The organism is Nocardioides pymetrozini (genome assembly GCF_046058985.1).
In the GTDB taxonomy this organism is placed as follows: Bacteria; Actinomycetota; Actinomycetes; order Propionibacteriales; family Nocardioidaceae; genus Nocardioides.
In genome coordinates this window covers 4,263,545-4,277,289 of the sequence record NZ_CP175556.1, presented here as the reverse complement: position 1 = coordinate 4,277,289, position 13,745 = coordinate 4,263,545, and the positions used below count along the sequence as shown (strand labels likewise).

At 72.4% G+C, this 13,745-nt stretch carries 14 protein-coding genes; 6 read left to right on the top strand and 8 right to left on the bottom strand.

What is annotated here, in order from left to right:
* The first annotated feature begins 10 nt into the window (after positions 1–10).
* Together ACJ5H2_RS20860 and ACJ5H2_RS20855 are read left to right on the top strand one after the other, a co-directional pair.
* A complete protein-coding gene (locus ACJ5H2_RS20860; RefSeq protein ID WP_408897356.1) occupies positions 11–571 on the top strand; it encodes a hypothetical protein in 561 nt (186 codons plus the stop codon).
* A gap of 23 nt (positions 572–594) precedes the next feature.
* Positions 595–1,152, top strand: coding sequence for an NYN domain-containing protein (locus tag ACJ5H2_RS20855; RefSeq protein WP_408897355.1), 558 nt, complete (start codon positions 595–597; stop codon positions 1,150–1,152).
* A 19-nt stretch (positions 1,153–1,171) separates the two neighbouring features.
* Here ACJ5H2_RS20855 and ACJ5H2_RS20850 read toward each other — a convergent pair whose 3' ends face one another.
* From ACJ5H2_RS20850 to ACJ5H2_RS20840, 3 genes are read right to left on the bottom strand one after another with little or no spacing between them, the layout of a single operon-like run.
* Positions 1,172–1,810: a hypothetical protein gene (locus ACJ5H2_RS20850; protein WP_408897354.1), complete on the bottom strand. Its 639-nt coding sequence runs from the start codon at positions 1,808–1,810 to the stop codon at positions 1,172–1,174.
* The gene (locus tag ACJ5H2_RS20845; RefSeq protein WP_408897353.1) at positions 1,807–2,184 is read right to left on the bottom strand and encodes a DUF6281 family protein; all 378 of its coding nucleotides are present in this window, start codon (positions 2,182–2,184) and stop codon (positions 1,807–1,809) included. The genes ACJ5H2_RS20850 and ACJ5H2_RS20845 overlap by 4 nt, the downstream gene beginning before the upstream one ends.
* Entirely contained in the window at positions 2,181–2,894 is a 714-nt protein-coding gene (locus tag ACJ5H2_RS20840; RefSeq protein WP_408897352.1) for a hypothetical protein, read from the bottom strand. The genes ACJ5H2_RS20845 and ACJ5H2_RS20840 overlap by 4 nt, the downstream gene beginning before the upstream one ends.
* 97 nt (positions 2,895–2,991) lie before the next feature.
* Here ACJ5H2_RS20840 and ACJ5H2_RS20835 point away from each other — a divergent pair, with 97 nt between their 5' ends.
* Together ACJ5H2_RS20835 and ACJ5H2_RS20830 are read left to right on the top strand one after the other, a co-directional pair.
* Positions 2,992–3,960, top strand: coding sequence for an NAD-dependent epimerase/dehydratase family protein (locus ACJ5H2_RS20835; RefSeq protein ID WP_408897351.1), 969 nt, complete (start codon positions 2,992–2,994; stop codon positions 3,958–3,960).
* A 13-nt stretch (positions 3,961–3,973) separates the two neighbouring features.
* Positions 3,974–4,852: an exodeoxyribonuclease III gene (locus ACJ5H2_RS20830; RefSeq protein WP_408899659.1), complete on the top strand. Its 879-nt coding sequence runs from the start codon at positions 3,974–3,976 to the stop codon at positions 4,850–4,852.
* 15 nt (positions 4,853–4,867) lie between these two features.
* Here the strand turns inward: ACJ5H2_RS20830 and ACJ5H2_RS20825 are convergent, their stop codons facing one another.
* From ACJ5H2_RS20825 to ACJ5H2_RS20815, 3 genes are all read right to left on the bottom strand, one after another.
* The gene (locus ACJ5H2_RS20825) at positions 4,868–6,112 is read right to left on the bottom strand and encodes an MFS transporter (RefSeq protein ID WP_408897350.1); all 1,245 of its coding nucleotides are present in this window, start codon (positions 6,110–6,112) and stop codon (positions 4,868–4,870) included.
* A gap of 78 nt (positions 6,113–6,190) precedes the next feature.
* Positions 6,191–8,713 (bottom strand): glycoside hydrolase family 65 protein, encoded by a 2,523-nt coding sequence (locus tag ACJ5H2_RS20820; RefSeq protein ID WP_408897349.1) that lies wholly within the window; start codon positions 8,711–8,713, stop codon positions 6,191–6,193.
* Positions 8,710–9,495: an HAD family hydrolase gene (locus ACJ5H2_RS20815; RefSeq protein ID WP_408897348.1), complete on the bottom strand. Its 786-nt coding sequence runs from the start codon at positions 9,493–9,495 to the stop codon at positions 8,710–8,712. The genes ACJ5H2_RS20820 and ACJ5H2_RS20815 overlap by 4 nt, the downstream gene beginning before the upstream one ends.
* Before the next feature lie 97 nt (positions 9,496–9,592).
* Here ACJ5H2_RS20815 and ACJ5H2_RS20810 point away from each other — a divergent pair, with 97 nt between their 5' ends.
* Positions 9,593–10,945, top strand: coding sequence for a cytochrome P450 (locus ACJ5H2_RS20810; protein ID WP_408897347.1), 1,353 nt, complete (start codon positions 9,593–9,595; stop codon positions 10,943–10,945).
* Positions 10,946–11,225: 280 nt separating this feature from the next.
* Here ACJ5H2_RS20810 and ACJ5H2_RS20805 read toward each other — a convergent pair whose 3' ends face one another.
* Together ACJ5H2_RS20805 and ACJ5H2_RS20800 are read right to left on the bottom strand one after the other, a co-directional pair.
* A complete protein-coding gene (locus ACJ5H2_RS20805) occupies positions 11,226–12,017 on the bottom strand; it encodes an ABC transporter permease (protein ID WP_408899658.1) in 792 nt (263 codons plus the stop codon).
* Between the two features lie 5 nt (positions 12,018–12,022).
* A complete protein-coding gene (locus tag ACJ5H2_RS20800; RefSeq protein ID WP_408897346.1) occupies positions 12,023–12,982 on the bottom strand; it encodes an ATP-binding cassette domain-containing protein in 960 nt (319 codons plus the stop codon).
* 218 nt (positions 12,983–13,200) lie between these two features.
* On the opposite strand from ACJ5H2_RS20800, the gene ACJ5H2_RS20795 reads away from it, so the two are divergent.
* Entirely contained in the window at positions 13,201–13,734 is a 534-nt protein-coding gene (locus ACJ5H2_RS20795) for a Dps family protein (RefSeq protein ID WP_408897345.1), read from the top strand.
* Positions 13,735–13,745: the final 11 nt, after the last annotated feature.

Below are 13,745 nucleotides of genomic sequence, written 5' to 3'. Positions count from 1 at the left end.
TCGTCGATCCATGCGCGCGCTGTCGACGAACTCTCGGGCGATCCTCCTCACCGTGCTCCGCGGCCTGCTCCCGGCCCTGCTGCTGGGCGTCCTCGCTCCGCTGGCCGTGCCGGCGCCGGCCGGGGCCGCGGTGAAGGTGATCGACGACGGCGCCGAGGCGTCCCTGCCCGCGCGGATGGACATCCTGACCGTGCGGATCGACAACCGCCTCGACCGTGTGGTCCTGAAGATCACCTTCCGCGACCTCGTCGAGCACCAGCGCTCGCGCACCAAGGTGTTCATCGGCACCGACCCGGGCAGCGACGCGGGCTTCATCGCCTACAGCCGGCACCGGCCCGGCGACGTACCGCTCACCCAGCTGTGGCTGCCGACCGACCAGGAGTTCGGCGGGACGCCCATCGCCTGCGAGGGGATCCGCGGGAGGTGGCGCTTCGACCGCGACCGGGTCAAGATCGTGGTGCCGCAGGCCTGCCTGGCGAGCACCGCCGACCGCTACCGCTTCAAGGCCGTCGCGGGGTTCTACCGCAACGTCGGCGACTGGACGGCGTTCCGCTCCGTCGCCCGCGGCTGACCGCGACGCCGTAGCCTCCTCCCATGGAGACCGCGCGGACCAGCTACGTCCTGGTGGACGGCGAGAACATCGACGCCACGCTGGGCACCTCGATCCTCGGCCGCCGACCCCGGCCCGAGGAGCGCCCGCGCTGGGAGCGCCTGCTGCAGTTCGTGGAGCGGCAGTGGGGGCAGCCCGCCAACGGGCTCTTCTTCCTCGCCGCCAACAGCGAGCTCCCGATGTCCTTCGTGCAGGCACTGCTGGCGATCGGCTACCGGCCGATCCCGCTCTCGGGCGGCGCGAACCAGAAGGTCGTCGACATCGCCATCCAGCGCACGCTGGAGGAGCTCAAGAGCCGCGAGGCCGATGTCGTGCTGGTCAGCAACGACGGTGACTTCGTCGACCAGATCGAGAACGTCCTGGACGGGCGCCGCGTCGGCCTGCTCGGGTTCACCGAGTTCCGCAACAGCGCCTTCGCCGAGCTGACCACGCGCGGGCTGGAGTTCTTCGACCTCGAGTACGACGTCAACGCCTTCAACGAGCGGCTGCCGCGGGTCCGGATCATCCCGATCGACGAGTTCGACCCGGCCCAGTTTCTCTGAGGGAGCCGGCGCGGCACACCTAGAACCAGGCGTTGATGTGGTCCTTGTGGTGCTGCCCGTAGTAGCGCCAGGTGGAGGACGTGCTCGGGATCTCGCCGTTGATCATGCACCCCCAGGTGCTGATCCGGTCGGCGTGGTGGGTCAGGCCGACGGTGTGACCCGCCTCGTGGCAGGCGGTCTTCTGCATGTCGTTGTAGTCGCTGGACCCCTTGGCGATCTCCAGCGCGTCGATCTGCACCAGGCTCTGGTCGCAGTGGGCGCCCGAGTCGGACCAGTGGATGCAGGTCGCCCGCCCGCGCGTCCCGCCGCCGAGATAGTCGTCACGCCACGCCGTGTCGGTGCGGTACTCGCCCGACGCGTCGCAGGGGGCCTTGAACTCGTTGACGGCCTGGGTCTGGGCGCCGACGGCCTGGGTCATGGCGTGGCGGATCGCGTTGTACCGGTTGTCGCTCGTGCTCGCCGGGATGGCGAGAAGGCACCAGCTGTGCGTGCTGCCGTCGGGGTGGGAGCCGACGCCCGAGACCTGGTTGTCCTCGGTGTCGCCCCACGGGTCGGCGGCGGCGGGGGCGGCGACGGCGAGGACCGTCGCCACGGTAGCCATCGCCAGCCAGCGCCGTGCGGCCACCGCCGCGGCTCCGCGCCCTCGTGCTGTGGTCATGTCAGCTCCTCGATCAGCCGGTCGATGTCCTCAGTGCTCATCCCCTCGCGCAGATAGAGGTCGAGACGTCCCTCGACCTCGACCCCCACGACGTCCTCCGGCGCGTGCCCGTGGATGCTGTGGACGCGCACCGGTACGGCGTCCTCGCCGCCGGTCGCGGATCCCTCCCCGTCGGGGCAGCCGCCCAGCTCTCCGGCACCCAGGTCGGCGTCAGCCGTCTCGCCGTCGGCGGAGCCGTAGCCGAGATAGGTCTCCTCTCGGAAGACCAGCTCCTGCGAGCAGTCGCCCTCGGCGTCCCCCTGGCCGCTGCAGCCCGCGACGCCGGTGGCGCAGAGCACGAGTCCCAGGACGCGTGCGGCCGGGGCGAGGCTCATCCCAGGGCCCGGAGGTCGGACCGGATCTCCGTGGCGGACAGGTCCTGCCATGCCTCGGGCAGCGCCTCGACCTCCTCGAGGACCGGGTCGACCGTGACCCCGCCCGCAACTCGTCGCCCGACCTGGTCGGACGCGCCGTCCGGGGTCCCCGTGGCGGTGTCGTCCACCGGCTCCAGGACGAAGAGGCCCTGCGGACTCGCCTGGTAGACGCTGGCCCCGGCCTCTCGCCCGGCGTACTCGTCGCGGACCGGCTCGACGGCGCGGGACCGGTAGCCGAGGAAGATGACCTGCGTGCCGATCCCGATGCTGTCGCGGTAGACGCTCGCATCGACGTTCTCGGGGCGGATCATCTCGAAGTAGAGATGCTCGCCGGCGCGCTGAGGGTCTGCCTTGAACTCCTCGGTGACGGCGACGCCGAACACGACCGTCTGCACGCCGGCGCCGAAGTCCGCCATCTGGGTACGCCCGTTCTCGACGGAAGCGATCGTGCCCTCGACGGCGACGTCCTGCCGCTTCAGCAGGGCTCGCGGCGACGCGGCCGGGCGGTAGTCGTCGTGCGGTCCGAGGACGCCGACGAGCTCCGACAGGGAGCCGGTGGGCAGGGCTCGCGTGGAGGGGCCGGGTGCGGCCTCGCGCGCGTCACCGTTCCCGCCGCAGGCCGCCAACATGGTCAGGGCCACCGTGGCCAGCGCGAGCGCGCGTCTCCTCATCCGAGTCTCCCGTCCCGAGTGGGTGGGTCGAACCTAGGTTCGCGCCCACGCCCTGTCAACGAGCGGCCCTGTCGGGACCGTCGGGCATGCTGGCGGGATGCGGATCCTGGTCCTCGGCGGCACCCAGTTCCTCTCGCGCGCGGTGGCGGCCGAGGCCGCGCGGCGCGGCCACGACGTGGTGTGCGCGAACCGCGGGCGCTCCGGGTCCCCGCCGCCGGGGGTCGCCACGGTGCGCTGGGACCGGGACCAGTACGCGCCGGCGGAGCTCGCCGACCTCGGGCCGTACGACGCCGTGGTCGACGTGTCACGCGTCCCCTCGCACGTCCGGCGCGCCTTGGCCGCGGTCCCGGAGGCGCACTGGGTGTTCGTCTCCACCATCTCGGTCTACGCCGACGACGCGGACCCGGCCGGTCCCGGCGCGGGCCGGCTCAAGGAGCCCATCCCCGACGACCTCGACCCGATGGCCAGCGTCGAGAACTACGGCGGCATGAAGGTCGCGTGCGAGCAGCTCGTCCTCGACGCCGTGCCGGGCGCCGCCGTCGTGCGCCCCGGACTGATCGTCGGACCCGGCGACCCGAGCGGCCGCTTCGCCTACTGGGCGCGCCGCTCCGCCGCCACGGGTGAGGTCCTCGCGCCCGGGCGGCCCGAGGACCTCGTGCAGGTCGTCGACGTGCGCGACCTGGCCCACTGGCTGGTGACCCTCGCCGAGGAGCGCACCGGCGGCACGTACGACGGCGTCGGACCGGCGCTGGGGATGGGCGAGCTGCTCGCCGCCTGCTTGCCCGACGCGCGCCTGGTCTGGGTCGACCAGGAGTTCCTGGAGGCCGAGGGCGTGGAGCCCTGGTCGGGACCGGACAGCATTCCCGTCTGGCTGCCCCGGCCGGCGTACGACGGCATGCTCGCCCACGACGCCGCGCCCGCTCTCGCCGCCGGGCTCGCCCCGCGCCCGCTCGCCGACACCACCCGGGACACCCGGGTCTGGCTGGACGCCGACCCTGCGGCGCGGATCACGGGGATCACCACCGAGCGGGAGGCCGAGATCCTCGCGCGCTGGCGCGCCCGCTAGCCTCCCGCGGGTGCTGAGAGTCGCCACCGTCAACATCAACGGCATCCGCGCCGCGCACCGGCGCGGCTTCGGCGACTGGCTGGCGACCCGGGGCTGCGACGTGGTGACCCTGCAGGAGGTCCGGTGCCCGACGTCGGCGCTTCCCGACGACGCCTTCGGAGACTACGAGGTGGCCTACGACGCCGGCGAGATCCCCGGTCGCAACGGGGTCGCGGTCCTCACCCGCGTCCCGGCAGCGGCCGTGCGCACGTGGGCCGTGCCCGACCCCGAGCGACCGCTGCACCGCGCGCTGCGCCGCCACGCCGTCGAGGGTCGCTACATCGAGGTCGACCTCGCCGACGTACCGCTCACCGTCGCGAGCCTGTACCTCCCCAAGGGCGGCCTCCCCGCCCACCTGCAGGACCCGCGGCGGATGCGGGAGGCGCCCGACGGCGGCGCGAAGTACCAGCGCAAGATGTCCTTCATGGCCGGCTTCGCCCGCCATCTCGCCGCCTCGCGCAAGGCCGCGGTCGCGGCCGGACGCGAGTTCCTGCTGACCGGCGACCTCAACATCGCCCACCAGCGCATCGACGTCGCCTCCTACAAGCGCAGCAACCAGACGGAGGGCTTCCTCCCCGAGGAGCGGGCCTGGCTGGGTGCGCAGCTCACGCCGCGCACGCTGGTCGACGTGGTGCGCCACGTGCACCCCGACGTCGAGGGGCCGTACTCCTGGTGGAGCTGGCTCGGCCGGGCGTACGACGAGGACCGCGGCTGGCGCATCGACTACCACCTCGCGACCCCGCGGCTGGCCCGCGCCGCGCGAAGCGCGGTCGTCGACCGCCACCACCTCGGCGTACGGATGAGCGACCACGCCCCGGTGGTCGTCGACTACGACCTGACGGCGCTGCGCTGAGACGCGGCTGACGGCTCAGCTCACGGTGCGCTCGCCCGCCACCGGCACCACCGCGACCGCCAGCAGCGGAAGCGCGGCCGCGAGAGCGTAGGCGGCGCCATAGCCCCACGCGGTGATGGTCAGGCCGGCCACGGGCGGCACGGCCACGGCCGCCAGGTGCTGTGCCGTGTTCTGCAGGCCGAGCGCGCGCCCCGACCAGAAGGGGCCGGCGCGCTCCGCGACCGCGGTGAACGCCAGCCCGTTGTCCGCGACGGTGACCGCCGAGGCAACGACGAGCAGCACCACGGCGAGCGCCGTCACCGCGGTCGAGCCGTCGGTGCCGCTGGCGGCGAGGCCGAGCAGGGCCATCGTGGCGGCCGCGACGAGCGCGACGGCACGCATCGGCCGCATCCGGCTGCCGACGAGGTCGGAGGCCCAGCCCGCGCCGATGCGCGCGGCCGCGCCCGCCACCTGGGTGCCGGCGACGACCAGGCCGGCGACGCCCGGGGACCAGCCGAGGTCGTCGACCAGCCAGGTCAGACCGAAGGTCCACACCAGGAACTGCGGCACGACCAGCAGGACCGAGGCGGCGTGGATCCGCGCGAGATACCAGTCGGCGCGATAGGGGTTGGCCGCGTGTGTGCCGGCGCTCCGGGGCGGACGGGGCGGGTCGAGCACGATGACGGCGACGTACGCCGCGACGGCCAGCGCCGCCCCGGTCGGCACCCACAGGGCCGGCCCGATGCCGTGGTGGTGGGCGATGACCGCGACCGTGGCGGCGGCGATCCCCACGCCGAGCGGCTGTCCGGTCTGCCGGATCCCCATCGCTACGCCGCGCCGCTCCGGCGGGAACCAGCCGACCACCACCCGCCCGGATGCGGAGTTCGTCGCCGCGGCGCCCACGCCCGCCAGGCACAGCGCGGCCGCCATCGGCCATGGCTCGGCCAGCGCGGCGGCCACCGCGCCTCCGGCCGCGGTCACCAGCAGCCCGGCCAGCAGCGCGAACCGCTCGCCACGGCGGTCCACCACCAGCCCCCAGAGCACCAGGGTGCACATCATCCCGGCCATCGACGCGGACGCCACCAGGCCGGCCTCGGCCAGGCTCATGCCGTAGCCGCCCTCGGCGACCGGCCGGTGCAGCTCCGGGATCAGGAAGCTCGGCGCCGTGACCATGGCCGACGTCGCCGCCTGCGCCCCCGTCCCCGCGGCCAGCATCGCCCACCGGCGCGACGTGGACACGGTCCTCGGCTCGGGGGTCTGGATGGCGGCGGTCGGGCTCACCGGTCCAGTGAACGCGCTCCGCGCGGCGGTCGGGGGACGGATCTCGCGGGTGGCGGTGTGAGATGGGCCGCAGCCTCCTCAGTCCCCGCTCGGCACGATCGCCGAGATCACCGTCCCGTCGGCACGCTGGATGCCGGCGGGGTACGGCGGCTCGCCGGCCAGCCGCGGGCCCTGGTGCTCGAGAGGGATGACGACGGGATCGCCGGGGCCGACCTTCACCAGGGCGCCGCGCACGGAGAAGGTGACCGGCCCGGTGCCGCTCTCGACGTACAGCTCCAGCTCCTCGGGCCGCACGGTGACCCGGACCCGGGTCCCCTTGAGGGTGATCCGGTAGGTCAGCGAGGACCAGTCGTCCGGGAGGCGCGGGTCGATCTGCCACTGCTGGTCGCCGGCCGCCGAGCCGATGTCGCGGAAGCCGCCGAAGCCGGAGACCAGGGCGCTCCACACGCCGCCGGTGGACGCGACGTGCACGCCCTCGGAGGTGTTGTGGTGCCGGTCGGCGAGGTCGACGAAGAGGGCGGCCATGAAGTAGCGCAGCGCCAGCTCGTGGTAGCCCACCTCGGCGGCCATCACCGACTGCATGACCGCCGACAGCGTGGAGTCGCCGGTGGTGATCGGGTCGTAGTAGTCGAAGTCGGCCTTCTTCTGCTCGGCGGTGAACTCCTCTCCCTGCAGGAAGAGGGCGAGCACCACGTCGGCCTGCTTGAGCACCTGGAAGCGGTAGATCACCAGCGGGTGGTAGTTGAGCAGCAGCGGCCGCTTCTCCAGCGGCGTGTTCTCCAGGTCCCACATCTCCCGCTCGAGGAAGTGCCGGTCCTGCGGGTGGATGCCGAGGAACTCGTCGTACGGGATGTACATGCCGGCGGCGCACTCGGCCCACTCCTCGGGCTCGTCCGCGGTCAGCCCGGTACGACGCACCAGCGCGGCGTACGCCTCGGGGTCGTCGCGCTCGAGCTCCCAGACCGCGCGCGCCGCTCGGCGCAGGTTGAAGCGGGCGAGCACGTTCGTGTACAGGTTGTCGTTCACGACCGTCGTGTACTCGTCCGGCCCGGTGACGCCGTGGATGTGGAAGGTCCGGCGCGACTCGTCCCGCCAGAAGCCGATGTCAGCCCACAGCCGCGCGGTCTCGACGAAGATGTCGACCGCCTCGCGGGCGAGGAACTCCTCGTCGCCGGTCGCGCCGACGTACTGGCTCAGCGCGTACGCGATGTCGGCGTCGATGTGGTACTGCGCCGTGCCGGCGGCATAGTACGCCGACGCCTCGTGGCCGTTGATCGTGCGCCAGGGGAACAGGGCGCCCTTCTGGGACAGCTCGCGGGCCCGTGAGCGGGCGTTGTCGAGCAGGCTGTAGCGGAAGCGCAGCGCGTTGCGGGCCGCCCACGGCATCGTGTACGTCAGGAACGGCATCGCGTAGATCTCGGTGTCCCAGAAGTAGTGGCCGCCGTAGCCGGAGCCGCTGACCCCCTTCGCCGCGATGCCCTGGCCCTCCGCCCGCGCCGAGGCCTGGAGGATGGAGAAGAGGTTCCAGCGGATCGCCTGCTGGATGCCGGGATGGCCGGGGACCTCCACGTCCGCGCGCTCCCAGAAGCCCTTCAGCCACGCCTCCTGCGCGGCGAACTGGTGCTCGACGCCCTCCTCGCGGGTGCGGTCCAGGGTGCGCTCGCAGCGGTCGATCAGCTCGCGCGGCGGCACCGTGGTGGCGGTGTGGAAGGAGACGAGCTTGGTGAGCCGCACGGTCTGGCCGGGCTCCGCCGCGATCCGGTAGATCACCTTGGCGAGGTCGTCCTCGGAGTGGACGGCCATCGAGTACGCCGCCTCGGTCTCCAGGACGTGGTCGGCGACGACGCCGAGCGTCATCTTGCTCTCGTGGGTGCAGTAGCCCAGCTTGATCCGCCCGGTCTCCGGATCCGCGCCGTGCAGCTGCGGGTCGAGCACCCGGTGGTCGAAGCTCTCCGCCTTGCGGGGGTCCGTCCCGCCGCCACCGATCCCCGCCTCGTGCTTGGGCGAGTCCGTGTCGGCGTCCTGCCGGTTGACCAGCTGGGAGGAGATGGCCAGCGACGCGCGCTGGTCGAGCAGGGTGACCTCGAAGGTGAGCACCGCCAGATGGCGCTGCTCCAGCGGGACCATGCGGGTGCTGCGGATCCGTACCCGCTTGCCGCCGGGGGTGCGCCAGAGCAGGTCCCGGGTGAGCACGCCGGTGCGGAAGTCCAGCGCCCGCTCGTACTCCTGCAGGTCGGCGACCGAGACCTGCAGCGGCTCGTCGTCGACGTAGAGCCGGATCACCTTCGGGTCCGGCACGTTGACGATCGTCTGCCCGATCCGGGCGAAGCCGTAGGCCTCCTCGGCGTGGGAGATCGGCCAGATCTCGTGGAAGCCGTTGATGAACGTGCCGTCCAGATGCGCGTCGCGGCTCTCGGAGTAGTTGCCGCGCAGGCCGAGATAGCCGTTGCCGACGGTGAACAGCGACTCGGTCGTGCCGAGGTCGCTGCCGTCGAAGCGGGTCTCGACCAGGCGCCACTCGTCGATCGGGAAGCGCGTGCGGTCCAGGGGGTCCTCGACCGGCGGCGCCTTGTGGGACGGCCCCTGCTCGGGCGCGTTCATCGCGTCCCCTCCTGTGCCGGGGCGGAGCCGTCCGGATCCGCCGGCACGACGTCGGCGAGGTCGTCGACCACGAGGTCGGCACCGGCGCTCGTCAGCGCCTCCGGGCCGGCGCCGCGGTCGACGCCGATGACCAGGCCGAAGGCGCCCGCCCGTCCGGCGGCGACGCCGCTGACCGCGTCCTCCAGGACGACGGCCTCCGCGTTGGTCGCGCCGAGCTCGCGGGCGGCGTACGCGAAGGTGTCGGGGGCGGGCTTGCCGGGCAGGCCGCGCTCCTCGGCGACGCCGCCGTGGACGACGAGCGCGAAGTACGAGCTCAGGTCGGCCGCGGCGAGGACCGCGGGGGCGTTGCGCGACGACGACACCACCGCCATCGGGATGCCTCTGCGGTGCAGTGCGAGGATCAGCTCGACCGACCCGGGATAGGGCACGACGCCCTCGGCGCGCAGGACCTCCTCGAAGGCGTCGTTCTTGCTGTTGCCGAGACCGCACACCGTCTGCGCGGTCGGGGGGTCGTCCGGCGATCCTTCCGGCAGGGTGATGCCGCGCGACTCCAGCACCGACCGCACGCCGTCGTACCGGGGCTTGCCGTCGACGTAGGCGAAGTAGTCCTGCTCGGTGTACGGCGGGTACGCGACGCCGTCCGCCGCCGACCGGCTGGTCAGGAAGGCGTTGAACATCGCGTCCCAGGCGTGCATGTGCACGACGGCTGTCGGCGTCACCACCCCGTCGAGGTCGAAGAGCACGGCCTTCCAGGAATCCCAGTCCACTTGCGTCCGAGGCACCTGCTCAGGCTAGCGGGACCGCCTCGGGGTTGGCTCAGGGTCGCGATCCGGGTCACACCGGATTCGCGAAGCCCTCTCATCTGGTGGAATGTCCCCCATGCGCATCCCCCTCCTCGGCTCCGTCGTCGGGCCCGTGCTCGACCCGGTGCTCGGCCCGGTGAAGCAGCGCGTCGGCGTCTGGCTCCTCAACCGGACGATGCGCAACGGCATCGACCTGCGCAAGCTCCGCTTCCTCCCCGACTCCGTCACGCTGCCGCTCAAGCGCGACGGGCTCGACCCGCTGCCGGAGATGGCGGCGGTGCAGGCCCAGGAGCCCGTCAAGAAGCTGGCCGACCTGTTCGGCAAGGGGGTGTGGCTGGTCAGCGGGTACGACGAGGCGCGCGAGGTCCTCGCCGGCGGCGCCGAGTCGTGGTCCAACGACCTCGGCCAGTTCGTGTCCCAGGAGGGTCGCTCCGACGAGGAGCAGATCGGCGGCCTCGGGATGACCGACCCGCCGCTGCACACCCAGCTGCGCCGCTATCTCACCCCGGAGTTCACGATGCGGCGCCTCGCCCGGCTGCAGCCCGGCATCGAGGCGATCGTGCGACAGCGGCTCGACGCGATGGAGGCCGCCGGACGCGACGGCAGCCCGGTCGACATGGTGCAGGAGTTCGCCTTCGCCGTACCGTTCGACGTGATCTGCGACCTGCTCGGCCTCCCGGTCGACGACCGGGCCCGCTTCCTCGAGCTCGGCGTCGCCCGCTTCGACCTCACCGAGGGCGGAGCCGGCGCTTTCGGCGCGGCCGCGCACACCCGCGAGTTCCTCATCAACGCCGTCCGCGAGCAGCGGGCCGCCCCCGGCGACGGCCTGATCGGCGCGCTGCTGAAGGAGCACGGCGACGAGCTCGACGACGTCACCCTCGGCGGCATCGCCGACGGCGTCTTCCTCGGCGGCTACGAGACGTCCGCCAGCATGCTCGCCCTCGGCGCCTACCTGATCGCCACCACCCCGAAGGCCGGCGAGATGCTGCGCTCGGAGGACGGCGAGCAGGTCAACAAGGTCGTCGAGGAGCTGCTGCGCCACCTGTGCGTCGTCCAGCTCGCCTTCCTGCGCTTCGCCAAGCAGGACGTCGAGATCGGCGGGGTGCTCATCAAGGAGGGCGACGCCGTCGGGGTCTCCCTGCTCGCCGCCAACCGCGACCCCCGCCTCGCGCCGGACCTCGACACCTTCGACCCCACCCGCGACCCCACGCGGCACCTGGCCTTCGGCTGGGGGATGCACCGCTGCGTCGGCGCCGAGCTGGCCCGCATGGAGCTGCGCACCGCCCTGCGGATGCTCGCCGAGCGCTTCCCCGATCTCACCATGGCCGCCGACATCTCCGAGCTGGAGTTCCGCAAGCTCTCGGCCGTCTACGGCGTCGAGGCGCTGCCGGTGCTGACCGGTGTCGGTGCCGTGGCCGAGCCTGCCTGAGTCCGAGCTCGGGGTCGGCCGGGGCGGGTGTGCTGGTCTCGCGGGGCGGATTCACCACGGGATGTAGGCGAGTCCGCGCCGATTCACCACGGGATGTAGGCGAACCGGAGGTTCTGTAGCGGAACTCCGCTGGGGGAGTGCGGATTCGGCTACATCCCGTGGTGAATCCGCCCCGGCGGACTCGCCTACATCCCGTGGTGAATCCGCCCCGGCCGCAGACCCACCAGGCCCGGCCTCGTCCGACGAGACCGGGCCCGGGACGGGGCTCGGACGATGGGGGCTACTTGCTGGTCGTCAGCCGGTACTGCCGCACCGACAGCGGCGCGAACACCGCGATGATGGCCACCACCCAGATGAGGGTGTACGCCACCGGGTGCTGCAGCGACCAGGCGTCCGAGCCGGGGCCGACCCCGGTGTTGCCGAAGAGGTCCCGGCTGGCCTGGGTCACCGCCGAGACCGGGTTCCACTCCACCACCGGCTTGAGCACCTTGTTGAAGGACTCCGTCGGCACGAACGCGTTGGAGATGAAGGTCAGCGGCATGATCACCATGAACGAGGCGTTGTTGATGACCTCGACGCTGGGCACCATCAGCCCGACCCACGCCATCACCCAGCTGATCGCGTAGCCGAACACGAGCAGCAGCGCGAACCCGGCGAGGGCGTCGAGGAAGCCCTCACGGATGCGCCAGCCGACGAGCAGGCCGGTCAGCGCCATGATGATCAGCGAGAGCACGTTGTAGACCACGTCGGAGGCGGTCCGCCCGACGAGCACCGCGGAGTTCGACATGGGCAGCGACCGGAACCGGTCGATGATGCCCTTCTGCATGTCCTCCGCGAGGCCCGCGCCGGTGAACGTCGCGCCGAACACGATGGTCTGGCCGAAGATGCCGGCGATCAGCCACTCGCGGTAGTTGACGCCGGGCGTCTCGATCGCGCCGCCGAACACGTAGGCGAAGAGCAGCACGAACATGATCGGGCTGAGCAGGACGAAGACCAGGATCTCCGGCACCCGGACGATCTTGATCAGGTTGCGCTGGGCGACCACCCAGCCGTCGTTGAGGGCCTGGTTCATGGTGCTCACTGGGCTGCCTCCGTGCTCTCGTGTCCGGTCAGGGTGAGGAAGACGTCGTCGAGGGTCGGGCGGCGCAGCCCGACGTCGAGGACCTTCACCGCGTCGCGCTCGAAGGCCTGGAGCACGCGCAGCAGGTCGCCGGCCGCCTCGTCCCCGACCGCCGCGGCGAGCTCACGGCCGCCGCCGGCGACCTGGACCTCGCCCACGGCCACCTCGTTGAGGACCCGGGCCGCGGCCTCGGTGTCGGCGGCGCTGGTCAGCACCACCTCGATCCGCTGGCCGCCGGTCTGGGCCTTCAGCTCGTCGGCGGTGCCGTGCGCGATCTCGCGACCGTGGTCGATCACCACGATGTCGTCGGCCAGGACATCGGCCTCCTCGAGGTACTGGGTGGTCAGCAGCAGCGTCGCGCCCTCGCCGACCAGCTCGCGGATGACGTCCCACATCAGCTGCCGGCTGCGCGGGTCGAGCCCGGTGGTGGGCTCGTCGAGCACGATCACCGGCGGCGCCGCGACGAGCGCGCCCGCGAGGTCGAGGCGGCGCCGCTGGCCGCCGGAGTAGGTCTTGGTCGGGCGCCCGGCGAACTCGGTGAGGTCGAAGCGCTCGAGCAGCTCCTGCGCGCGCTCGCGCGCCCGCTGCCGGCCGAGATGGTAGAGCCGCCCGATCATCACCAGGTTCTCGTACGCCGTCAGGTGCTCGTCCACCGCGGCGTACTGGCCCGAAAGCCCGATCTTCGCCTTCGCCGCCGCGGGGTCGGCCAGCACGTCGATGCCCGCCACGCTCGCCGAGCCGCCGTCGGGCTTGAGCAGCGTGGTCAGGCAGCGCACCGCCGTGGTCTTGCCCGCACCGTTGGGTCCCAGCAGAGCCAGGACCTTGCCCTCCGGCACGGCCAGGTCGAGACCGGCCAGGGCCTCGACGTCCTTGTAGCGCTTGACCAGTCCGGTCGCGCGGATCATGGGTTCACTCATCGCTGTCCCTGTATCTCCTCGTCATCTGCCCCCGGGTCCTTCGAAGACTAGGGACCGCCGCCGACAGCCGGACTCATCGCTGAGGAGGGGTGCGGTGAGAGACCGAGGTGAGATAGGCAAGGCTTCCTTTTCTGGAATGACTCCAAAAAGGCTGGCACAGTGGACGTCGTGGTCCTGCCGGACCGATCCGCCGAACCGAGCGAAAGGGAGCACCCTCCATGACGACCACCGCGACCCAGCACCGCACGTCCCAGCACGTCGCGCACCCCGCCTTCCGTGCCGACGAGCAGCTCGCCGGCCACCTGCAGCAGGTCCTGGTCGACCTCAACGACCTCGCCCTCCAGGGCAAGCAGGCGCACTGGAACGCCGTCGGCGCCAACTTCCGCGACCTGCACCTCCAGCTCGACGAGATCGTCGACGCGGCCCGCGAGTTCACCGACGCGGTCGCCGAGCGGATGCGCGCGCTCTACGTCGTCCCCGACGGCACCTCGGCCCGCACCGCGGCGCAGTCCAGCCTGCCCGCGTTCCCGCGCGGCGAGGTCGCGACGGGCGAGGCGATCGACGCGATCGTGGCCTCCCTCTACGCGGTCGCCGGCACCGTGCGCCGGGTCCACGACGAGGTCGACGCGGCCGACCCCACGACCGCGGACCTGCTGCACTCGGTCCTGGAGCGCCTCGAGCAGCTCGCCTGGCTGACCGACGCCGAGCGTCGCGCGCCGGGCACCTCGGTGCCGGCCGCGATCGTCGTCTGACTAGACACAGT